Origin of the sequence: Prevotella communis, from assembly GCF_022024115.1 — a bacterium.
Classification (GTDB): Bacteria; Bacteroidota; Bacteroidia; order Bacteroidales; family Bacteroidaceae; genus Prevotella; species Prevotella communis.
In genome coordinates this window covers 3,481,074-3,505,127 of record NZ_CP091792.1, presented here as the reverse complement: position 1 = coordinate 3,505,127, position 24,054 = coordinate 3,481,074, and the positions used below count along the sequence as shown (strand labels likewise).

Genomic DNA, 24,054 nt, shown 5'->3' with positions numbered 1-24,054 from the left:
TCATTAGACTGTTTATAATAAGGTATGAAAAAAATTCTCTTAGTGATATTTGCCTGTATCGCCATGGCAGCACAGGCACAGGACAATGCGCCAGCGTTGAAGTTTGGTTATCTGAGTTATGACCTGGCGTTGAAGTCAATGAAGGAATATGCCACCGTACAGATGCGTATGGACTCCCTGCGCAGTGCCTTTAATGCTGAGATGCAGCGTGTGGAGGACGAGTTCAACCGTAAGTATGAGGACTTCCTCGACGGACAGAAGGATTTTCCACGTACCATCCTCTTGAAGCGCCAGACGGAGCTGCAGGAGATGCTCCAGAAGAATGTTGCCTTTAAACAGCAGTCTGTTCAGGAGATGAAGGATACAGAGGCCCAGCTGATGGCACCTCTTCGTATTCATCTGAATGAAGCCATTGCTACGATTGCCCGTGAGCAGGGACTGGCCCTTGTCATCAATACCGATGCCAATGCCTGTCCGTTTATCGAGCCGGCAATGGGTGTCGATGTCAATGAACTTGTTGTTAAGAAACTGAATCGATGAAACTCTCGCAGGCTCCAGGTCCTATAGGTGTCTTTGACAGCGGATATGGCGGACTGACCATCCTGGATGGCATCCGTCAGTTGTTGCCCGAATACGATTATCTGTATCTGGGTGATAATGCCCGTGCCCCTTACGGACCGCGTTCCTTCGATGTGGTTTATGAGTTTACCCGCCAGGCTGTGCAGCGCCTGTTTGAGATGGGATGCCATCTGGTTATCTTAGGCTGTAATACTGCTTCTGCAAAAGCCCTGCGCACCATCCAACAGGTTGACCTTCCCAAATGGGACAAGGACCGCCGCGTATTGGGCGTGATTCGTCCTACGGCTGAGGTTATTGGCTCGCTCACAGAGAGCCGTCATGTTGGAGTGCTGGCCACCGAGGGTACCATCAAGAGCGAGAGCTATAACCTAGAAATCAAGAAGCTCTATCCTGATGTCCAGGTGTCGGGCGTTGCTTGTCCTTTCTGGGTGCCATTGGTGGAATACAATGAGGCCGATTCCCCAGGAGCCGATTATTTTGTGAAGAAGCGTATTGACCAGATTATGGCTCTAGATCCGCAGATAGATGCCATCATCCTTGGTTGCACGCATTATCCCCTGCTGATGCCAAAGATTTTGAAGTATCTGCCAGCAGGTGTGATGGTTGTGCCTCAGGGTGAGTATGTGGCCGAGAGTCTGAAGTCATACCTTGAGCGCCATCCTGAGATGGAAAGGCAGTGCTCTAAGGGGGGCACTGCCCATTACCTCACCACCGAGAATCCTGATAAATTCAAGGAACAGGCTCAGATATTCCTCCACGAACCCGTTGAGGTGGAGAATATCACCTTAGGATAACAGACGTTTGGAGAAATAATGTACGGGATACCAAACGCTGAGGAATCCTACAGCCAATACTGTGATAAAGATGATGATGATATCCAGCGGGTGTACGCTCACTGGATAGGCATTGATGACAAATGCACCCTCACTGCTGCCCAGTGAGATGATGCCGAATGTCTGCTGAATCCAGCAGAGCAGCAGACCTATCAGAATACCGATGATGGCACCGATGGCCGAGATGATACGTCCCTCAAACAGGAATACCTGTGTAATCTGTCGGTCTGTAGCACCCAGGTTGCGCAGCGTCACCACGTCATCCTTCTTGTCGATAATCAGCATGGACAGCGAACCGATGATATTAAAGCATGCCACCATCAGGATAAAGGTCAGGAAGATATAGGCAATGAGCTTTTCTATCTTCATGATGCGAAAGGTGTCATCCTGCTGTTCGTAGCGATCCATCACCTGATACTTCTCGCCTGCTATCTCCTTGATATTCTCTTTTACCGCCTCGAAATCACAACCTTGTTTCAGACGCAGTTCTAATGAGGATATCATGCCCTGCTGGTCGAAGATGCGACGGGCGAAGCCTATGCTCGTCAAGATGTAGTTGCGGTCATATTTAGCCTGCATCACCTCAAATACAACACCTGGCGAATAGAGTTCATCTTGAACAAAACCGTCGGTAGGATCACTCATGTCCAGCTGCCCCTCGCGTCGTGGCGCATAGATCTGCAGGGGTTCGCTGTAGCTGATACCCATGCCCAGCTGGTCGGCCAGTTGGATGCCAGGCACACCATAATGCAAGTCGGCAGCATGCAGTTCAAAGGTGCCGTCGCCATAGAGAATGCTGTTGATATGCGTCAGTTGGTCGAAGTTATCCTCCACACCTTTCACGTGAATCATCGCCTGCCTGCCGTGATAGACCGCCATAGCCTGATCCTCCACGCACTCCGTGGCCACAGCCACCTCGTCAAGTGTCTTTATCTTTATCAGCTTGGGGTCGTCGGCAGCAACCGTCTTTCCCTCTACGGGCACAATCTTGAGTTGTGGGTCGAAGGCCGTGAAGAATGAAGCCACCAGGTCGCTGAAGCCATTAAACACGCTCAGCGTCACCACCATCGCCATTGTGGCCACGGCAACACCAAGCACCGAGATGCCACTAATGATATTAATGGCATTCGTAGATTTCTTAGAGAATATGTAACGACGAGCTATATAGAAGGGAAAATTCATGTGGCGGTAGCAAATTTTTCACTCTTCACTCTTCACTTTTACTTTTTGAGCAGTTCGTCAATACGTTCGATATAGTCCAGCGAGTCATCGATGAAGAAGCGCAACTCTGGCACGATACGCAACTGATGGCGTACGCGCTGACCCAATGCATAACGTATCTGCTGACTGCTCTTCTCAATATTCTGTAGCAATTCCTCACCCTTCTCTGAGGGGAAGATGCTCAGATAAGCTGTGCAGATGCTTAGGTCTGGCGAAATCTTCACTCTCGTTACGCTGACCATTACGCCATGCATGGCGCGAGTCTGCTCCTGGAATATCACACTTAGCTCTTTCTGTAGCAGGCGTGCAATCTTGTTTTGTCTTGTTTCTTGCATTTTATAACATTAAAGATTAAACATTAAATCTTTTACTCTTTTATTTCTTTCTAATAAGTGTCAGTCCGTCGCGCAGGGGCAGGATAACCTGTTCCACTCTTGTGTCCTGCGCTATATGGTCATTAAAGCGACGTATGCCCTGTGTCTGGTGGTCACGGTCGTAGGCTGGGTCTGTCACGTGTCCGTCCCACAGCGTGTTGTCTGCCAGGATGAATCCGCCTGGACGCAGTATCTTGAGCACCATCTCGTAGGTCTCTACATAGGTGCGCTTGTCGCCATCGATGAAGGCCATATCAAACTCCAGTCCCAGTTTTGGTGCCTCCTTGATGGCATCGCCGATGATGAACTCTACCTTATCGGCCATGGGCGAGCCCTCTATCCACGGACGTGTGAAGTCCTCCTGCTCATCGTTGATCTCGAAGGTATAGACCTTGCCGCCTTCCTCCAGTCCCTCGGCCATGCAGAGTGCGCTGTAGCCACTGAATGTGCCCACCTCCAGGATGCGCCTGGGACGTATCATCTGTACCAGCATCTTCAGCAGTCGTCCCTGCAGGTGTCCGCTGGCCATTCGTCCGTGCAACATATAGATGTTGGTGGCGCGCCACAGACGATACAGATAGTCGGGCTCCGGCTCTATGTGGGAGAGGATATAGTGTTCCACGTCGCCCCCTAAGTTAGGGGGTTGGGGGTCTGAACCGATTGCGATATTATTATTATTACTCATACTTCACGGGGCCTGCATTTGTTCAGACCCCCATCCCCCTAACTTAGGGGGCTTAAGGCCTCTATTGCAAGGCGATAGCTATCCAGTCCAAATCCACAAATCACACCCTTGCAGGCAGCAGAAATCATGGACTTGTGGCGGAACTCCTCGCGCTGGTGTACGTTAGAGATATGCACCTCTATCACAGGACATCTCAGCGAGCGGATGCAGTCGTGCAGCGCTATGCTGGTATGCGTATAAGCCCCTGCATTCAGCACGATGCCGTCGCAGCTGAAGCCCACCTCCTGCATCTTGTTGATCAGTTCGCCCTCCACATTGCTCTGATAGTAATCTATCTCAATATCGGGGTATCTCTCCTGCAGTTTAGGCAGGAAAACTTCGAACGACTCACTGCCATAGATGCCTGGCTCGCGCACCCCCAGCAGGTTCAGGTTGGGCCCATTGATAATCTGTATTTTCATCTTCTCTTGGTTTATTCGCTGCAAAGATACGAATTTATTTATAAAACCACAAATTATTTCTTTGCTATTGATATATCTGTTTTTCTTCTACGCTTCAATGTGTTGTAATATGTTGTTTACTGCGATAAGGCTTTTTTATTTGAAATAATTAGGTGGTATAAAAAATAATTGGTATATTTGCATCGTCTTTTAACATAAAATACAAATGGAAAATACTAACCGATTATTGATTTGTGCTCGAGCCATTTCCCGTTCGACACACCGTTTAGGTCACTTTTGTGCTCACTCAGTAGCAGTTTTTATCGTTATCATGTCCTGTGTCTTTACAGGAAGTATAATGACCTCGTGCTCTGACGATGATGATTCTGTATCCCAAGACTACCAAAAGAAATTGATTGGTGAGTGGATGGCTATGGTTAATCCTGATATAGAACTTGGTGACGAGAATGATGTTGTGTACGTGCTGCTCTCCTTCAATGAAGATGGCGTGCTTTTTCAAAAAAATTACGATGGTAATACCACAGAACCTCTCAACTGTTGGGAGCGTTCGTGCCGTCATGGCATTTATACCGTGAACGAAGCAGCTCATACCATCCAGTGTGAGTTGTTTGAGGGTGAAGCAAAATTCAGTTTCGTAGGTGACCAGATGATATTTACCGATTCTTCCAATGATGTAGAGATGTCGTTAACCTTCCATCGTCCTTCTAAGGCAGAAAAGGCTCTTCTTTCCATGTATGATCTCTCTTTGGAGGGCAACGACTACTGTGGCAAGTGGTTTATGGTTCAGGAAGAGAATGGCAAATCCACTTATACCATGCTTGATTTTACAGAGGACAGCGGTCTGAAGACCACACGTTATACTGTGACTGGTGACCAGTGTATTCGCACCGATTATAGCCAGTTTTATGGCGAGGATAACTCGGATGAAGACGGACCGATGCTGGAGATTTACAACTCCAACGACTATTTTCAGAGAGAACTGTACTGGTGGAAGGTGAGTGGCAACACGCTGACATTGGAGAAGTGTGATGATAGTGATGAAGAAACAGTATTAACTTACCATGCTCTTACGAAGGCAGATGCTGCATTGTTGGCAGAACTTGAAAAGAAATGTCCTCTTATTGATAACCTTACAGAGAAGATTAAGGGAAAATGGATGATGGCCGAGGTCAATGGTCAGCCTGTGGTGACAAATTCCAAGCAGGTGCTGACTTACGAGACGGCAACGAAATTCTATTATAGTCTTTCCATTAGTGCTATCAGTGACCTGAATGTGTGGGTAAACCACTGTGAAGGTCGTTACAATGCCAATGGTACCACTTTGGTACAGTTGGTGAAACTGCCAAATGAAAACATCAAGTTTTCTCAGCAGTTTAATATCCTTTCCGTTACTGACGATGAGATGCAGGTTTACGCCATGAGTGAGACATTTATCGACGACCAGTCATACAGGCTGACGAAAGACTTGAGAGAGCGGAAAGTACGCGTGAAGCATGACTACAGCAATGATATTATAGGTACATGGGAAGGCCGTCTCACCAGCGATCAGGATACCTATAGTGACAACCAGTTGCATCGCTGGGAATACAAGGCCGACGGCACCTTTGTCTATTACCGGCAAAACAGTCATGGTGAGTGGGTAGCCGATGTGAACACGATGGCTGAATATTTCGTGGATGGTGTGTTGCTTTGTTCGCGTTGGAAGAATGTGGGCGACGATACCGAGAAACGTGAGAGTTGGGAGATTGCATCTATAGAGAATGGCGTGATGAAATGGACTGCTCTACGTCAGAAAGAGGATGGCTCCACTTTTACTGCCCAGTTCAGTATGACTCGCGTGAATCCGTAAGAGAGTAAGCCTTTTTTTCAAGGCAAGTAACGCTTGCGAAAGCTGAGATACTTAAAAACAATGAGCAGAGTTTCCTTTTTCTGGGAAGCTCTGCTTTGTTTTTAATAATTTTTGTGTATTGTGGGTATAATGAAAAACCCGTACCTTTGCACCCGCAAAACTGAACAACGACAATAGGTATTAGGATGACACAAAAACTATTCTTCGCATGTTTGCTGCTTGCAACATGCCAGAACATATTTGCCGACAATGATGATAACGGCAGTAAAAAGACCAACAGCAAACTAGACACATCAACTCCCATTCAACTCAAAGAGGTTACTGTGGTATCAAGTAGCGTGAAGCGTATCAACGAGTCGGCTTTCAATGCCGTCGGGGTAGATACCAAATCACTCCAGAACACCACACAGAACCTGAGCGATGCCTTACGTCAGGTGCCAGGTGTCAAACTGCGTGAGATGGGTGGCGTGGGTTCCGACATGCAGTTGATGCTGGATGGTTTTTCAGGCAAGCATGTCAAGGTGTTTATCGACGGTGTGCCTCAGGAAGGCGTTGGCCAGTCATTTGGTCTCAACAATATCCCCGTTACTTATGCCGACCATATCGAGGTCTATCGTGGAGTGGTACCAGTGGAGTTTGGTACAGATGCCATTGGCGGTGTAATCAATGTGGTTACGAAGAAAACTGCCCGCCGTTGGTATCTTGATGCTTCCTATAGCTATGGCTCTTTCAATACCCATAAGTCTAACGTTGATTTCGGACAATATTTCAAAAACGGACTGACTTATGAGATTAATTTCTTCCAGAACTATTCTGATAACAACTATCAGATTGACGCTACCGGTGTGAAGCATTTCCTGGAGGGCGGCGGCAGTCAGCAGAATGCTAAGAAAACAGAGCGCGTAGAGCGTCTGCACGATGCCTATCACAACGAGGCTTTGGTGGTTAAGGTGGGCGTGCTGAACAAGTCGTGGGCCGACCGCCTGATGCTGTCGGCCACACTATCACAGTCGTACAAGGAGATACAGACCGACACCCGTCAGACGGTGGCCTTCGGTGAGCGCCATCGCAAGGGATGGTCGGTGATGCCTGCCCTGGAGTATCGCAAGCGTGACTTGCTGAAGGGGCTGGATGTGGCGGCTACGTTGAACTATAACCGCAACATGACAAATAATATCGATACTGCTACCTACGAGTATAACTGGTTGGGCGATCGCCGCTATAAGAACGGACGTAAGGGTGAGGTGTCTTATCAGGATACCAAGGCCTATAATGACAACTGGAACGCTACCTTTCGTGCCGTCTATCGTCCTGTAGCAGGTCACACCATCACACTGAACCACCTGATTCAGTCGGTGGACCGCAAGACCAATACCGCCACCGTGGACCTCTCCAATAGTATTAATAAGGTGACGGTGAAGCGCATCACGGGACTGTCGTATCAGTTGGCACCCACCGACCGCTGGAACGCTACTGTTTTTGTGAAAAACTACGACCAGCGTAACTCGGGTCCGCTGGCGCTGAGTGGCAACGACAACACAAGTTATGTGAAGACCCACAACGACGTGAGCACACTGGGCTATGGTGCGGCTGCTGCCTACTATATATTACGTGGTTGGCAACTGAAACTGAGTTATGAGCGTGCCTGCCGTCTGCCAACAACCGATGAATTGTTTGGCGATAACGACCTGGAGCGCGGTAAGTTCGAGTTGAAGCCCGAGCGCAGTCACAACTATAATCTGAACATGAACTATAGCCACACCTTCGACCGCCAGCATGCTCTCTATCTGGAGGGTGGTCTTATCTATCGCCTGACCAAGGACTATATCAAGCGCACCACAGAGAATGTGAGCGGCACCTACTATGGTGCTTACTCGAACCATGGACGTGTGGAAACCAAGGGTTACAACGTGGGACTGCGCTATGACTATCAGCGCTGGTTGAGCGTTGGAGGCAACTGGACGCAGATGGATGTGCGCGATGATGAGAAGACACAGGAGACGGGCTCAAAACAGACCAACCTGACCTATGGGGCACGCATGCCCAACCTGCCTTACCAGTTTGCTAATGCTGACATGACGCTGCGCTGGCACGACCTGGGTGGCAAGGGCAACCTGCTGAGTTGCACCTACGACCTTTTCTATACACACAGTTTCCCGTTGTTCTCGGAGGTCTATGGCAGCGCATCGAATAAGATGACAGTGCCCACGCAGACGGCCCACAACCTGACGCTGACCTATGCCATGAAGCATGGTAAGTACAATTTCTCCTTAGAGTGCCACAACCTGACGGATGCCAAGCTCTATGACAACTTCAATCTGCAGAAGGCCGGACGTGCTTTCTATGGCAAGGTGCGTATCAACATTGGAGGGTAACAAGCTTTTTATTCTAATGAATTATTCGAATTGAAATTAATAATAAAATTAAGCGTTAAGTACAAATGAACTACAACATGATTTTCTCAAAGTCTGTACTGGCTGCGGTGGCTATGGCTGCCACTCTGACAGCTTGTAGCAGTGACGACGACACAGTAAACAATGATGAGAATGGCAGCGTCAGCTCGGCCTTCATCTTCAGTGCAACCAATAGCGAGGGCAATGCCAACTATATCGCTACTGTTGGTTCGCTCGACGAGGGTGAGAGTAGTGTGCTGAACAATGGTTTTGAGACCTTCACCGCCACGGAGTGGTTTACCTATAAGAACAAGTACCTGTTCCGCTTGCAGTACAACCAGGGAAATGCTGGTGGCACATCAGCTTACTTCCTGAACAGCAAGGGCGAGATTGAGCAGACCGACTATACCTTTGACATCCAGCGATTCACCACCTATGGTGTCTATGGTGATTATGTCATGACGGCTGCCGCTGCTGCCAGCAGTAAGGTGGATGCTAAGGGTAATGCTGCCTACGGCATCTCAGTGACCTATCTTGATGCCGAGAATGGCACCACCCGCAACCGTGACATGATTATGTCAGAGAACTTCCTGGGCACAGGCGAGTATGTCACCCTGTCGGGTATGGTTGAGGCCAATGGCAAACTGTATTCTGCTGTGGTACCTCTGGGTCTGAGTGCTTATGGCAGTGAGGTGGAGAACGGAAAGTACATCAAGGCTGGCAATGAGGACCTGCTGGCTGTGGCTGAGAGCGGTGCACGCACGCTGAGCACTACCCAGTATCCAGACTCTAGTTTCGTGGTGATCTATGACAATGAGAAGATGGAGAATCCAACCATCATCCGTACCAACAAGATGAGCTATGCCAGCGGTCGTATGCGCTCACAGTTCTACCAAACCATCTGGGCCGCAGAGAATGGCGATATCTATGTGTTCTCACCTAGTTATGCCCGTCTTCAGACGGATGCCCGCCTGAAGTCAACCCACACGTCGAAGGTGATGCGTATCAAGGCTGGTGCCACCGAGTTTGACGAGACCTATGGTGCTGTGGATCTCGAGTCAAAGGCAGGTATGCCCCTGTTCCGCTGCTGGAGCATGTCTGGCGACTATTTCCTCTGCCAGTTCTATGGAGCCGGTATCAACACCATGGGTACAGGTGCCAATGTGTTGGGCATCTATCAGGGCTCTACCAAGGAGTTTAAGACGATTCAGGGTCTGCCTTCTACCGACGTAATCACTTCTTACAGTAAGCGTCCTTACACAGAGAACGGTCTGACTTATATCGCTGTACAGACCAATGACGGTCAGAAGCCTGCTGTCTATAGCATCGACCCCAAGACGGGTATTGCTAAGCGCGGTATTGAGATTGAGTGTGGAACCATCAGCTATGCTGGTAAACTATTTGCAGTGAAATGAATATGAATAAGATTATAATGACGCTGGCTTTTATGCTGACAAGCATCGCCAGCCATGCTCAACTGAGCACAGAGGCACAGGCCGTTATCAATAATATTATGACACGTGCCAGCGTGCGTGGGTTTATTGAGAAACCTGTGGAGCAGGATAAGATTGATCTGATGTTGCGTGCTGCTATGGCGGCCCCCACGGATAAAAACCGTCAGCCCTGGCATTTTGTTGTCCTCAATACGCCCGAGAGTATTGCCCAATATGCCGGTGAGGGCCATCATGCCGAGCGTATGAAGAAGACACCTCTGGTCATCGTGGTCTGTGCTGACACCACCCGTATGCAGCAAGGTGAAGTACGTGATATATGGGTACAGGATCTCTCGGCCTCTACTGAGAACCTGCTGCTGGCTGCCCATGCACTCGATCTGGGTGCTGTGTGGACTACCATTTATCCGCTTGAGAAGCGCGTTCAGGATGTACAGCAGAGACTGAATCTGCCTGGTCGCCTGATTCCCATGTGTGCCATACGCATAGGCTATCCCAACCCAGAACGTCCTGCCCAGCCCAAGGACAAATGGGACGAGCAGAAAGTAACCTATGGATTATGGAAGTAAATTGACTAATAAAGGAGAGACTGCTAACCAGGCAGTCTCTCTTTTTTATTTGATATTAGCGTGACAGAGGCTCTTGCTGTCCACCTAAAAGGAATTCCTTCACCCTTCTTTGTGATGCAAATTGGGGTTTTATCTTTTCGTATCCCTGCATCTGACTCTCGGAGAGAATTTTCTTGATGGCCTTGTCGTATTTCTGCTGTTTCTTGTCGTAGTCGTACGATTTTTCTGCGGCCTGACCTCCAGGCATTCCGCCACCCATAGGTCTGCCCATGCTACCTCTGCCGCCTGGCATTTCACCTGGCATGCCTCCGCCGAAGCCACCACCACCGAAGTCGCCTCCGCCTCCGAAACCGCCATCAGGACCTCCTTGTGGCATATCACCCATGTCAGGGCGCTGGCGCTCAGGGGCTTTTCTCTCTTCGCCCTCTATCAGCGTCTTGTACTTCTTGTTGAGCTTTGCCACTTTCTTCTGTTGCTTGGCGTCCAGTTGAAGTTCTTTCGTCATCAGCGCCGTCATCTGTTCGTAGCTGACGTGTTTCCTCTTGGGACCCTTTTCCTGTGCCGTCATGCTTCCTGAAATCAGGAGCAGACAAACCAATAATAGTTGGATTCTTCGCATATCAGTATCGTTTTCGTTTTTTTATGGTGCAAAGATATCAGGTTACATCATATCAACGAAATAACTTCAATGAAGCCTCCAATACTTTCAGCGAATCTCTTCTATTTCTTCTTTGCCCATGTATTGGCCAGCACCAAAACGATGATGGTCAGTACAACGATGATGCCTGTAATAGTCAGCCCTAAAGATACATCGTTTTCATCGTTGGGGATGAAACACAAAGGAGCTATGATAACTGAAAGACCGCCTATCAATAGCCTTAGTCTCTTAATGTTTACCTTCTCCTTTTCTTCTTCTGATGCCGTATTATACCCTGCAATAAGCATATCGCCTTTTCCTGCAAGTATGATGACGCCTATTACAACCAGAATCGCTGCTATGATACTCTGTACAATCATAATTCTTTAGTCAAACAAATTTACAGGGCAAAGATAGTATATTTTTTTCAATTCTTATTCCCTTCGTGCAATATTTAACGATAGTTAGAATTTAAACCTCACACCCTCACTTTTTTCTCAAAACCCTAGTGTTTATCGGGGCTGAGGCATGTGACCCTTTTTCGAAAAGGGTCACACGAAGGGTCACATCAACCCTCACATGCTGCCTCAAGCCGACTTCTTGGGAACGGCCTTGTAGAAGGCCACATGACTATGGTCCACAGATTCATAGCCCAGCTCCTTCAGCGTTCGTCCCAGATACATACGGTTCTTCATGCTCACGTCCACAGAACTGAACTTCTCATGAATGATTTCCAGTATCTGCGCACAACTGATAGACTTCACCTGTTCGCCCTCTTTGGGCTTGCGAAAGCAGACCTCCACAATCTTTGCCAAATCTTTCTCGCCCATAAATTGATGGTTGAGCTGCTGGATACGCGCCACCTCGTCGTTATTAAACCAGTAAGGTGCCTTCTGCTCCCTCAGTTCATAGACCACTTGCGCATAGAGCTGGTCATAGTCTATCTCGCCAGCGTTGTCGATATACTGACCCTGAGGAATCTGCAGACAGATATAGCGACGGCTACCTGTAGCATCCGACAGCGGATGAGGATTATTCGTTGTAGAGACGAACGAGGCAAAGCGGGCACGGTCTTCCTGCGCACATCCGTAGATAGGACGTCCGTTCACCTTACTCTTAGAGAGCGTCTGCTTCAGGGATGCCTGCTGACTGGGACGGATAGCTTCCAGCTCATCCAGACAGACCAGCAGGTTGTTTGTCAGTGCCATCTCCTTATCGAACTTGTTCGAGAGGTTCAGATGGTCCAGGAAATACTGGCGCAGGTTGGCTGGAAGCAGGCGCTTGAAAAAGGTGGTCTTACCGCATCCCTGGGCACCGATGAGCGTAGGCACAATCTCGTTGCCGTGCAGGGTATCCATCTGGAGCCAGTGGGCCACCGTAGAGCGGAGCCAGATGGAGAGGAAAGCCAACTGCTCAGAACTGAGTCCTGGCAGGCGCGAAAAGAGTTGGGCCACATGGTTCTGGCCGTCCCACTGTGGCAGGTTGTCCAGGTATTCGCGGATAGGATTATACGCGCAAACCTCTTCTGAATGGATAAATTCCACGATATCCGTCTTGGGATTGCTGCCCTCGCAGATATCCTCGCGCTTGGCACGCAGGATGATGCTGTTCAGGGCCTCCTGGGTCAGCGGACGATAGTCAGATGCCTGGCTATCAGACTGCTTTGTGGCGAACTCCACCTTTCCGTTCAACAGGTTGCGACGGAAACAGTAGTTCTCGGTTAGAAACTGTTCTGCGGCGAGCGCAGACACGACAGGAGCATTGAGAGCCCCACCGTTGATGAGTACTTCGTTTTTTTGCATAAAAGATTTTTAAATGATGTTTTAAATGGTTTTTAAGGTCCCCCGTCTCAGGTTATCCTTTTATACTGCAAGTGAAGTGCAAGGCGAGTGCAAAGCCAAACTTGTTTGAGCTTTGCCGAGCCGAAGCCTTCACTCGCGGTTGCATTCAAAATGCAACTGCAAAGATACAAAAAAAATGGCCGGTTTGCAAGACTTTTACCAAAAAAGTTGCAATTTATTTTGGTTTTAACACTTTGTTTTGGACGAAAAATCAAGCCCTATGTACGACTGGGAAAAATACGTCGTTGACGTACTCCGAGTACGTCGTCCGCGGACTCTCAGTACGTCCCCTACGTACGGACTTATTGACTATCTTCCAACTTTCGTCTGCAAAACAGGTTGAGACGGCATGTGAGGGTTCATGTGACCCTTCATGTGACCCTTTTTCGAAAAGGGTCACATGCCTTAGCCCCGATAAACACTGGGGTTTTCGGAAAAATGTGAGGGTGTGAGGGTTATCACGCAAAAACTGTATTTGTCAGTCAACCCAAATCAGTAAACGTCAGTCACAAAGCCTTTTTGCATGAATTTACAGAGTCCAAATAAAAACTATAGATTATGACATCCTAAGTCATGGATTAAGGCATCGTAAACCATTGACTTAGCAACAGAGAAACGACGAGTTACGACTACTAACTCATCGAGTTGCTATCCCAAACTCATTGAGTTGTGGCCTCAAAGTTACTGTAATTTGATTACCAATCTCTTTTATATCGTTGTTCACAAATTTCACATTTGTAATGTGTTGATATTTATATGATTATACGTTTTGTGAACTTTGTGAAATAGATTTTTTAGGTTCTTTTCTTTCTTTTTTATAGCTTTGCATCCGAAATTAATATAATTGAGAAGTGATATGAAAAAGATTGTTCTTTGGCGCACCAGTATGATGTGGCATAAAATAAGGAATATGAGCCTTTCCAAGGCTAAAAACAAGTGTTTGATGTATTTTGATTTAAAAGTTATATAATTGGTTATTATTCAATTTGTTATGCTGAATAGTTTTCGTGTTGTCTGACAAATGCGAAAAGAAATGAGCCATTTGTTTTGGTAGATAAGAATAAATGATATATCTTTGTCGCAGAAAAAAGAAATTGGGAACTTATATTACACAACCATAAGCAATGAGAAAAAAAAGATTTGTTTTCCTTTCAGCTGTTCTTGCCGTATTTGTGGCAATGAATGCACAGAACAGAGTACAGTTTGCCTATGACCAGGCGGGCAACCGAGTCAAGCGCGAACTTGTGATTACCCATAATGCCCACTCTGCAAAAAAGGCTGCATCCAGAGAAGAAGCCTATTTTGAAGACCTTGGTGAGCGTACGGTTAAGATATCCTCTAATGGGTCCGGCATCATTAAGATTACCGTCCTTCACATGCATACAGAAGACGAAGGAAATGTTGAGGTGTACTCTCTCGGTGGAAGCGAAGTACTTAACCGCTCACTTTCCTCTGCAGAGACCTTGGTAGATATCAGCGATAAGCCTAAAGGTGTCTATATTCTTAAAGTCACCCTTAATGGAAAAGTCACAACCTGGAAAATTACGAAGAAATGAAGACATCTATACGCCATACCATTTTTGTTATATCAATATTATTAGCTTTTTCTTCTGTCAGCTATTCTCAGACAGGAATTTCCGGTTTGCCAGTTGGACCAATCGGTCACAGAATTGATCCCTTCGAAAAATTTTCAACCCCGCCAACCGTAGACCCTGAACATCCTGACATTCCTACAGTAGAAAACAATTATGCCGTTGGCAGCCCTGCGGGAGAACTAACGGTTAACGGAACAGGTGCCGCACAATACCAATTGCCCATTGAATGCCCTAATGGTGGAAGCCTTAACCCACAGATAGCCCTGATGTACAATAGTCAGAGCGCAGGTTACGGAATGGCGGGCTATGGTTTTACCATTACAGGTATCTCGTCCATAACAAGAGGAGGAAAGACCCTGTTTCATAACAATGAAGTAAGTGGTGTAACCTATACTGCAGAAGATAACCTTTATTTGGATGGAAAGCGACTTGTTCTTCTGTCTGGTAGCTCTTGCCAGGAAGGCGCCGAGTATTGCCTTGAAGGCGATCCTTACACGAAGGTGATTGCACACGGCGCCTACAACGACAATACGGCAAACACATGGTTTGAGGTGAAGACGGCAGACGGAAAGACATATCAGTATGGAAACAGTTCAACTTCCCTTATCAGTTATCGGAATAAAGACAATAAGCCACGTATCGCCTCCTGGCATGTCAACAGGGTTGAGGATGTCTACGGCAACTATATGACATACGATTATATCAAGGGAAACCTCTATAACTACCTGAGTACTGTTACGTATGGATTGAACAGTGTTAAGAGTCGAGGCATCATAAACAAGATTGTCCTTGATTACAAAGACCTGGAATCCAATCGCGACGTTTTCTACATAGAGAACCAGAAAGGTAAGATAGACAAGTATGTTTCTTCAATTACGACATCTTGTAATGACTCCATTTGGAGAAAATACCTGCTGACGTATGACAATACCTCTGATCAGAGCTTGATTAAGTATACACGATTGGTTAGTATCCAAGAACAGAATGGAGCAGGAGAGAGTCTCACTCCAGTACAATTTGCGTGGAATTATTTGCCATTAGCGACTATAAGTAGTTCCCAGATAGATGTTGTCACGAGACGCTACGAGGTGAATAATGAAAAAGACAAATCTTTCTTTGCTATAGATATAAATGGTGATGGTATCAGTGATATTGTCAGGATTTCATGGATTGACTCTCAGTTGAGGCATAGCAGTGCCAGAAATGCGTTTGTATCAATTAGTCTAAGCAAGGTTTATCCATCGGGTATTATTACTTATCTGGCTCCAGATGTAATGGAATTGCCGTCTTCATATTCAGTTGGCAATGTCAATAATATCATGGGTGGCACATTTGCAATAGATATTGAAGGCGATGGCTATAACGACTTGGTCTTTCCCTTTTTCAACCAGACTAATAGCAATTACTGGCAGGTGCATTTCTGGATTATATCCGGTCGTGATTTCATGAAGGGAATACGAGAGCCTAAATTGATATACACAGACCTGAAGGCGGCAAAGGAGACACCCTTGGTTACTTCTTTCGATACGGACGGAGATGGTCGTAATGACCTGATTTGTGTTGAGAAAAGCAAGAAGGATGGCAGTTATCCAGCCTTTATAGTGAAACAGAATAGTGGTTTTATGAAGCAGGAATTTACAATAGACATCCCCAAGGATCCTAAGAAACTATTCTGTGCCGACTATAACAATGACGGTCTTACCGATATTATCCTATTGTATGATGGGGGCTATAAAATATACTTCAATAATGGTGGTAATGATACCTCTCTGAAATATACGGAGTCCAATTCAAAGACAGGAACAGACCTGCGTAACCGCTGGCGTGTTGAGCAAGGCGACTTCGACGGTGACGGACTGACAGACTTTGTATATAATACGACTGGTGAGAGTTATCTTTGGGTTGCCCACAACAATGGCGACGGAACTTTTGCATTCACAAAATCGGATGAACTGGGTTTTATCGACGAGGGAACTGAATTGGACAACAATGCCTATTCCATCCAGGTATGGGACATTGATCATGACGGTAGATCTGACGTAACTGTAAGTAAGGCGGAATATGAAGAGTTAGAGCACATAGGACTGCCAGATAAATATATCACAACACATATCCGTTGGCTCTACTCTGATGGAACTACTTTACGTCTTTCAAGAAGTCTTGAGAATAATAAAAGGGAATTTGATGCCTCAGAACGTCATATCTTTACGGGTGATTTCGATGGAGACGGCTATGCTGAGCTTGCCAACTATGGTAATGACCTGACGAGCACAGACGATACTTTCACTGAGGACAAACTCAATATATACAAGAGCTGGCCTGACATGACACAATCAGGCAAGATAGCGAAGATTACCGATGGGATGGGTAATACAACGGAAGTCACCTATTCCCTTGCTACAAATCCAGAGGTTTATACGAGAACACGCCCTTCAGATGGTAGTACGAATACATATCCAGTCAGCACCTATACCTTGCCTATCTCAGTAGTTAAGAGCGTGACATCTTCAAATGGGGTGGCAGGTGGCCAGACTAAGGAGTATTCCTACAAGGACTTTAAGATTCAGCTGACTGGTGCGGGTATGTTGGGTTTCTCTGAATCCACGGTTACCAATATGACTACTGGCGAAAGTAAGACGTCTTCAGTAACTAACTATGATCAGACCAGATGGATTCCTACAGAAACCAAGGTAACAACATCTATCGGAGATATGACTACCACAGTCCTTTCTCAGACTACTGTGGAAAATGTGGGGAACACCTATTTCGCCTACGAATCCTATAGTCTGACAACGGACATGTATGATAATACTGTAGCTACGACCACCCACTATGACACGGAGAAGGGCGTAGTTTTAGACCAGACGGTGGAGAATGACGGTAGTGAAATGTACAAGAAGGTTACCTACTCCAATTTTCTGAACAAATCAGGCAGATGGATTCCCGATCTTGTGACGATGGAACAGAAGCATTCGGACGATTCCTCACCTTATGTTACTAAGACCAGATATGCTTATAACAACAAGGGGGATGTCTTGACTGAAATCAAAAATTATGAAACACCATTGAAACTTGTGACGAAATCAACTTATGATGTCTATGGTAATTGTCTTTCATCTGCTACCACGGGTAAAGGACTAAAAAATATCAAGTTTTATTATAGCTATGATTCCAGTGGACGATTTATCACCAAGAGATATCAGACTCCTTCAGCTGCTGTCAACGAATACACCTATGATATATGGGGACATATGAAGACTGAAAGCGACGTCACGGATCGTTCAAATGTCCTGACAACCAAATATACCTACGACAACTGGGGACGCCAGACATCTTCAGAGTCGCCAGATGGCACCAAAACCACCAGTACTATTGGCTGGGGTAATAGCGACGACAAAAGATACTATACTCTTGAACAGAAGTCTGAGGCCCCCTGGGTACTGACTTGGTATGACAATGCAGGCCATGAGGTTCTGCAGCAGACCTTCGGACCAAAGAATGTACTTATTTCCAAGACCACAGAATACAACGACAAAGGACAGGTCAAGAAGGTGACGAATACAGATGGACTGTTGTCTTTATGGAAGTCCTTTGCCTATGATGAACAGGGACGCCTGAAGACTGAAAAACTCAGTTCTGGCAAAGAGACGACATATAGCTACGACAATCGTACGGTTACCAAGACAACAGGTGACCGCAGCACAACCCGGATAACAGATGCATGGGGTAATGTAACAACAGCTATTGATGAGGGAGGCAATCAGGTTATCTATGTATACAACTCCAATGGGAAACCTGACAGGGTTGGTGGCGGTAGTGTTTCACTATCCAGGATGGAATACGACGAAGCCGGAAACCAGATTTCATTTAAAGACCCAGATGCAGGAACGACTACATATGACTATGCCGCCGATGGCAGGCTTTTGAAACAGAAGGACGCCAGAGGCGTAGAGACCATCAATACCTATGACGGCCTGGGACGCCTGTCGAAGGTGCAGATAGGTGGAGATACCATCAGATATACTTATGGCACTTCAGGAAACGAAGCTTTGCGCCTGACAAAGAAAACGATGGGAGGTAATTCTGTGGAGTATAAGGACTTTGACAGATACGGCCGTCCTCTAAAAGAAATTAGAAACATCGCAGGCAAGGGCAGCTATGAGTTCACCTATCACTATGATGAGAGGAACCGTTTGGATAAAATGACTTATCCGGGTGGCTTGGAAGTTACATATGAATACGATGACTATGGCTTTAAGAAGCAGACTACGGCAGATGGTGAGATTATATATAATCTAAAATCGTACACAGGCCTTTTCACGGAGACGGGCTTTTACAAATGGAATTCTATTGAAAGGTTAAAAGATGAGAACGGATATGAGGAGTCTGTTACGCTTGTAAAAGGGCCAAATCCCACAGTGATAATTATCCCTTATAACCCTAAAGATGAGAATGGCGCTTCGCTGATGGCACAGAATAGTTTAGGAATTGTTCGCCCATATCCCAGACTGGGAATCGTCATGGATTCGCATAATGTCAGCTACGACTCAATAACAGGTAATCTCCTTGCCCGCCAGCGCAAAGGAAAAAATGTAGAGGTATTTGAATACGATAATCTGGATAGGCTTGTCTCAGTAAATACCAGCACAGCCCAGTCAGTTTCTGAGATTGGTGATCTGACAGAGGTGATGCATCTCTCCTATGCCTCCAACGGAAATATCCTCTCCAAGACAGGCGTTGGCAACTACAACTATAGTGTGAGCTCAAAGCCGCATGCCGTCAAGTCGGTGGATAATACGGATGGGCTGATTCCCTCGGATGCCCTCTTCACCTCGTTCAATGACTTGGGAAAAATTCAGACGATTGAGGACGATGGAACAGGCAGACGTATGGATTTCGTCTATGGTCCGGACATGGAGCGCTGGTATAGCGCAATGACAACAGACGGACAAGAGGAACGGACCACCGTCTATGCGGGCAACTACGAGAAGATTACGGAGAACGGTATTACCCGTGAATACTACTATCTGGATGGCGGTGCAATCGTCATAAAGGAGAACGACGAATTCAAGCCCTATCTGGCTTTCACGGATAACCTTGGCAGCATCCTGTCGGTAGTCAATAGTGACTGCGAGAAAGTCTTCGATGCCTCTTATGATGCATGGGGACAGCAGACTGTGACGCTTAATGAGATAGGGCTGCATCGTGGTTACACAGGACATGAGATGCTCAATGAGTTTGGTATCATCAATATGAACGGACGTCTGTATGACCCCATCCTCGGTCGCTTCTTCAGTCCTGACAACTATGTGCAGCTACCCGAAAACAGTCAGAGCTACAATCGCTACAGCTACTGTCTGAATAATCCGTTGAAGTATACGGATCCGAGTGGAGAACTGTTCGGAATAGATGATGTGGTACTCCTTGGCGTTGCCTATGGCATGTATACTAGTGCTCTGACAGCTTGGGGTAATGGTGAGAATCCTTGGAAAGCAGCAGGGATTAGTTTTTTATCATCTGCCTTCTCATACGGAATAGGACAAGCCTTTGGACCAACAGGCAATTTTGGACATGAGCTGTTGAGAGCTGGTGCTCATGGCGTTTCAAGCGGTATTATCAGTATATTGAATGGAGAGTCGTTTGAAAGTGGTTTTATGGCCGGAGCGATTTCCTCTGGTATCGGATCTGGATGCCAGGCATTAAATGTGGACAATAGGCTTATGGTTCCCTTGGCTTCTGCCGCAGGTGGCATTGCTGCTTGGGCCACAGGTGGAGATTTCTTACAAGGTGCGCTCCAGGGAATGCAGATTGCAGTGCTGAATCATTGTCAGCATGATGAGTCTCTATCTGAAAATGATCAAAATGAACATGGGGAGTTTGTAAACCTGTTGCCGGAAATAGTCGTAACTGGTAATCAACGACTAGTTACAAGAATCGAATATATTGGAACACTTGTCAACCAATATAGGTCAAAAGGAACTTATTCGATGTTTTATGGTGACAAACAGGTTTTCTCGTGTCAAGCAGTAAGCGGAGCCGGCAATCAAAAAAGCTATACGATTCCTGATGGTGATTGGAATGTAATTTCAATCCGTGATAGGAATGAAGTGAGGTTCACAAGCAATGGTATTGGCTTTACTGCCAATCTTGATCCAGACCCTTTTTATGATGATCGTGCTGGGAAAGATCGAAAATATATAAGAATACATCCGGCTAGATCGGATGGAACAAATGGATGTATCGGATTACAAGCAGATAAGGCTCAATTGATTAAAGCTAGAGATCTTATTCGTAATTCTCTTAAGAAAGGATTAACAATTAAACTCCATGTTCAGATTATCGTCAAGTAATTAGACCTAAATATATGTGCTATGTTGTATGATTATTTGTTCAAATTGATAAATCAGGGAAAGTTCTGTAATTTTATTTCTTTCCTTATGGTATTTTTTTACTTTTTTCCTGCATATGCGCAACAATCTTGTAAAGACTGTTTATATGATCTCTATAATTGTATAGAGACGAGACAGTTGAAAACCATAGAACTCGGAACTTGCACTTATCCTGTTGAGCAACTATATCAGGGCAAGAATGATAGCATTATTTTTACAGCAATCACAAATGCTCGTGTATTTAGTTATGGAAATCCCTTAGATTCCGTTGTAGAACTTCATTTAGGTGACAGGGCTCTATATTTTATGGTGTCAATAGAACCGCCTCGCAGTTTCAAATACCATGATATTAATTGCATCTATGACAGCAAAGGACAGCATCTTATATATGAAGACGAAAAAATGGTATTGCCTGCAGTTATTAATGACCCTGATGGCTTTACCTATGTTAGAGAGAAACCATCTATAAAATCTCGAATAACGTCTAAGTTGCTAACGAATGAAGTCTTTTTATACACACCAATCTTTGGTAGTGATTGGTATAGAGTTTACTCTGAAGAAGATGGTGTGTATGTTGGATATATTTACAAAAAACGAATTCTTCCGTACGATAAATGTCCAAATTATATCAAAAAGAAAATGTCCAGGTTATTTTTTGACTAAATGATTAGCGGGACATATAGCAAACGCCTCTTCTCTCCGTTATATAGGATATATTAAAGATTAATCACCATGCCGAGGAAAGAACGTGATGACAGGACTGTCCCCGTGGCATTTTCTATTAATATGCATATGAAAAAGAATTTGTTTTTATTTGGTATTTAAAACAGTATTTGTCCCTACAGACATCTCACTAATTTTGTGTCCTGATTCTTAATTTTTAAGTTAATTATTTGGCGTTTTCGAAAATACTTCTTATCTTTGCGGCAGAATAACTTAAAAGTTAAGAAATGACATCGCAACAACATTAAAAAATAGAGTTAGTAGAAGAGAATGAAAAGGAGTAGTATTTTAGACGCAAGACGTAAACAAGTTAATCCGGAGGTAAGAGAACGGGTGGAACTATCATTTCAGATAGTTGACCGCATCCACGAAATTCTTACTGCTAAGGGATTAAAGCAGAAGGATTTGGCGCTGCAGTTGGGTAAGAAAGAAGCAGAAATAAGTAAGTGGATGCGAGGCACTCATAACTTTACGATTGATACGCTTGTTGCAATTGAACAGGCTCTTGATGCACCAATACTGCAGGTGGTACATCAGGAAGAAGAAGCTTATGCATAATTAATTTGAAATAAGTGGCCTGTTTAGGAGCTCTAAACAGGCCACTTGTATTTTTCAGAATGTCACTGCATTCTTTGTGGGGCCAACCTTGATCACGGCGTTGGCATTAAACTCGAAACTGCGTCCGAAAGTGTATTCACCACTTTCTTCATCTTCCTGAGCTTCGAAATACTGAATGCTGTCGCCTATTTTCACGCCTACCCAGAAAGCTTCGCCATAATCATCTGATACGCTGATATAGAGCGTGGTTCCTGTAGCCACCTGAATACCCTCGCTGTCGATGGCACCATAATAAGCCTGACTCTGTGAGGTTACGCGATACTCCTCGTCATCATAGAAAGCCTTGATGGTGACGTTCGCGCCGCTATTCACATCTTCAAAAGTGGCAGAAACCGTTACGTTGGCATCGGGCATCGTGAAACTGCCGTAAGCACCGTCCATCGTGACAGGGACGTTGTTTCCCTTGGAATCAGCTGCACTTACTGACTTGATTTTCTTTCCTGATGGCACAGCCACGCTGAAGTGTACGGTTTCGCCAGCAGTGTAGTAGTGTCCTCCCTCGAAAACGATGTTGGCGCCGTCTGCGCGGTGGGCTGCTACTGCTTCTGCCTTAATGGTCAGCTTGCTGGCATCTTCAGGCACATGAACCTGAGCATAATAGCCGTAACGATCCAGTCCCTCACCATAAATCACGAAAGGAGCTCTCTCACCCTTGTTGTTGATGGCAACCGAAGGCTTGAAGCCGTTGTCAGCATTGGCAAACAGATAGACATATTCACCTGGGATGGCCTTCTCCGTGGGAACACCATAATAGATATCCTTGTCAGTATAAACCTGGGCATTCTTGATATGTGCACCCAGTTCACTTTCTACAGCGATTTTCTCCTTGAAGTCGAGTGTTATCTCCACGTCCTGCTCAGGCATGGTGAATACCACGTAGGCCCGACTCTTGCATTCAGGAACAACGCCATCGATGTTGGTCGTGGCGCCTGCCAGATAGTAGTCATCCTTGGTATAGAAAGACGCTACCACCTTATCGCCACCAATAGCGCTTTCAGGAAGATTGTTGGGCTCGTAGCCCTCAGGCACCTCGGTATTGATAAACTCAGTGTTCTTCCATGTTATCTTGCAGCGCTTATGTTGTGTGCCGTTGATGCGCAGCGTCACGTCGGCTGTTACATTCTGATAGTTTGGGCGCACAGTCACTTTATAGACATTGTTGACTGTTGAGCGCTCAAAATGGCATCCTTCTGTGGCGCTCAGATCCTGCCAGTCGCTGTCGCCCATTTTATATTCCACCTTGTCAATGGTGTAGGCCTCTGGCGTGCGAAGGTAGCAGTCGAAGTATGTGTATTTCTTTTCTGCACTGACGCCAAACAGTTCGATGCCCTCTTCCTGATTCTCAAGTAAGAGTGTATGACCATCGGCTGCCAGTTTCTGCTGTACGGCGTAAGCTACCACCACAGCGAAAGGTTTGCTGGGGACGGGCACTTTCAGCGTAACCTGCTGCACATTTCCTTCAGCGCCAGCCGGATACTCGGGCATATACACCTTGTCGCCCACATGCACGTGGATATGCTCCATGTGATAGTCGGCAAATTCTCCCATAAGGATTTCTCCAGGCGTCAGCGTCAGGGTGATGGAGTCGCCAGGGTTGAACTTCTCTCCCTGCTCAATGCCGCTAATTGTTCCAATAAAATCAGGGGTAAGGTTTGTTACTTCTGTGGCCGTGATATCGACCTTTTTAGATTCATTACTCTCGTCAGAGTCCGAACATGATGCAAGTGTGGTACAAATCATCACCACAGTTGCCAATAGATACTTTAGTTTCATCTTTTTTGATATTATCAGTAAAAACAATCTAGTTGCGTGCAAAGGTACTTCTTTTCTTGTAAA

General features: G+C 46.0%; 18 protein-coding genes. 10 read left to right on the top strand and 8 right to left on the bottom strand.

Annotated elements, in window-relative coordinates:
• Positions 1 to 24: 24 nt before the first annotated feature.
• Together L6468_RS14375 and murI are read left to right on the top strand one after the other, a co-directional pair.
• Positions 25 to 540: an OmpH/Skp family outer membrane protein gene (locus tag L6468_RS14375; RefSeq protein ID WP_091817548.1), complete on the top strand. Its 516-nt coding sequence runs from the start codon at positions 25 to 27 to the stop codon at positions 538 to 540.
• Positions 537 to 1,373, top strand: a complete 837-nt coding sequence (murI, locus tag L6468_RS14370) for a glutamate racemase (RefSeq protein ID WP_237793779.1) — start codon at positions 537 to 539, stop codon at positions 1,371 to 1,373. The genes L6468_RS14375 and murI overlap by 4 nt, the downstream gene beginning before the upstream one ends.
• Here murI and L6468_RS14365 read toward each other — a convergent pair.
• Genes L6468_RS14365 through aroQ form a run of 4 tightly spaced genes read right to left on the bottom strand, consistent with a single transcriptional unit; the run spans position 1,365 to position 4,153 of the window.
• The gene (locus L6468_RS14365; RefSeq protein ID WP_237793777.1) at positions 1,365 to 2,594 is read right to left on the bottom strand and encodes an FtsX-like permease family protein; all 1,230 of its coding nucleotides are present in this window, start codon (positions 2,592 to 2,594) and stop codon (positions 1,365 to 1,367) included. The genes murI and L6468_RS14365 overlap by 9 nt on opposite strands.
• Before the next feature lie 38 nt (positions 2,595 to 2,632).
• Positions 2,633 to 2,968, bottom strand: coding sequence for a 30S ribosome-binding factor RbfA (gene rbfA / locus L6468_RS14360; RefSeq protein ID WP_091817540.1), 336 nt, complete (start codon positions 2,966 to 2,968; stop codon positions 2,633 to 2,635).
• 40 nt (positions 2,969 to 3,008) lie between these two features.
• Entirely contained in the window at positions 3,009 to 3,692 is a 684-nt protein-coding gene (locus tag L6468_RS14355) for an O-methyltransferase (RefSeq protein WP_237793766.1), read from the bottom strand.
• Positions 3,693 to 3,730: 38 nt separating this feature from the next.
• Positions 3,731 to 4,153 carry a type II 3-dehydroquinate dehydratase gene (gene aroQ, locus L6468_RS14350; protein WP_237793764.1) on the bottom strand — a complete coding sequence of 141 codons (423 nt, stop codon included), beginning with the start codon at positions 4,151 to 4,153 and terminating at the stop codon, positions 3,731 to 3,733.
• Between the two features lie 337 nt (positions 4,154 to 4,490).
• Here aroQ and L6468_RS14345 point away from each other — a divergent pair, with 337 nt between their 5' ends.
• The 4 genes from L6468_RS14345 (at position 4,491) to L6468_RS14330 (ending at position 10,415) form a co-directional block, all read left to right on the top strand.
• Positions 4,491 to 6,002 carry a hypothetical protein gene (locus L6468_RS14345; protein WP_237793762.1) on the top strand — a complete coding sequence of 504 codons (1,512 nt, stop codon included), beginning with the start codon at positions 4,491 to 4,493 and terminating at the stop codon, positions 6,000 to 6,002.
• Between the two features lie 185 nt (positions 6,003 to 6,187).
• Positions 6,188 to 8,377, top strand: coding sequence for a TonB-dependent receptor domain-containing protein (locus L6468_RS14340; RefSeq protein WP_237793760.1), 2,190 nt, complete (start codon positions 6,188 to 6,190; stop codon positions 8,375 to 8,377).
• Positions 8,378 to 8,442: 65 nt separating this feature from the next.
• Positions 8,443 to 9,810 carry a DUF4374 domain-containing protein gene (locus L6468_RS14335; protein WP_237793751.1) on the top strand — a complete coding sequence of 456 codons (1,368 nt, stop codon included), beginning with the start codon at positions 8,443 to 8,445 and terminating at the stop codon, positions 9,808 to 9,810.
• A gap of 2 nt (positions 9,811 to 9,812) precedes the next feature.
• A complete protein-coding gene (locus L6468_RS14330; protein WP_237793749.1) occupies positions 9,813 to 10,415 on the top strand; it encodes a nitroreductase family protein in 603 nt (200 codons plus the stop codon).
• 55 nt (positions 10,416 to 10,470) lie between these two features.
• Here the strand turns inward: L6468_RS14330 and L6468_RS14325 are convergent, their stop codons facing one another.
• The 3 genes from L6468_RS14325 to L6468_RS14315 all read right to left on the bottom strand — a co-directional run bounded on the left by L6468_RS14325 (position 10,471) and on the right by L6468_RS14315 (position 12,854).
• Positions 10,471 to 11,034, bottom strand: coding sequence for a DUF4890 domain-containing protein (locus L6468_RS14325; RefSeq protein WP_237793739.1), 564 nt, complete (start codon positions 11,032 to 11,034; stop codon positions 10,471 to 10,473).
• A gap of 101 nt (positions 11,035 to 11,135) precedes the next feature.
• Positions 11,136 to 11,432: a DUF3784 domain-containing protein gene (locus L6468_RS14320; RefSeq protein ID WP_237793737.1), complete on the bottom strand. Its 297-nt coding sequence runs from the start codon at positions 11,430 to 11,432 to the stop codon at positions 11,136 to 11,138.
• A gap of 207 nt (positions 11,433 to 11,639) precedes the next feature.
• Positions 11,640 to 12,854, bottom strand: coding sequence for a VapE domain-containing protein (locus L6468_RS14315; protein WP_237793730.1), 1,215 nt, complete (start codon positions 12,852 to 12,854; stop codon positions 11,640 to 11,642).
• Between the two features lie 1,163 nt (positions 12,855 to 14,017).
• On the opposite strand from L6468_RS14315, the gene L6468_RS14310 reads away from it, so the two are divergent.
• The 4 genes from L6468_RS14310 (at position 14,018) to L6468_RS14295 (ending at position 22,158) form a co-directional block, all read left to right on the top strand.
• The gene (locus L6468_RS14310) at positions 14,018 to 14,449 is read left to right on the top strand and encodes a T9SS type A sorting domain-containing protein (protein ID WP_237793721.1); all 432 of its coding nucleotides are present in this window, start codon (positions 14,018 to 14,020) and stop codon (positions 14,447 to 14,449) included.
• Positions 14,446 to 20,838, top strand: coding sequence for an FG-GAP-like repeat-containing protein (locus L6468_RS14305; protein WP_237793720.1), 6,393 nt, complete (start codon positions 14,446 to 14,448; stop codon positions 20,836 to 20,838). Before L6468_RS14310 ends, L6468_RS14305 begins: the two co-directional genes overlap by 4 nt.
• A 177-nt stretch (positions 20,839 to 21,015) precedes the next feature.
• A complete protein-coding gene (locus L6468_RS14300; protein ID WP_237793719.1) occupies positions 21,016 to 21,540 on the top strand; it encodes an SH3 domain-containing protein in 525 nt (174 codons plus the stop codon).
• Positions 21,541 to 21,933: 393 nt separating this feature from the next.
• Complete coding sequence (locus tag L6468_RS14295; RefSeq protein ID WP_237793718.1) at positions 21,934 to 22,158, top strand: helix-turn-helix domain-containing protein; 225 nt, start codon at positions 21,934 to 21,936, stop codon at positions 22,156 to 22,158.
• Positions 22,159 to 22,212: 54 nt separating this feature from the next.
• Here the strand turns inward: L6468_RS14295 and L6468_RS14290 are convergent, their stop codons facing one another.
• On the bottom strand, positions 22,213 to 23,991 hold the full coding sequence (locus tag L6468_RS14290) for an InlB B-repeat-containing protein (RefSeq protein ID WP_237793717.1): 1,779 nt from the start codon (positions 23,989 to 23,991) through the stop codon (positions 22,213 to 22,215).
• Between the last annotated feature and the right edge of the window lie 63 nt (positions 23,992 to 24,054).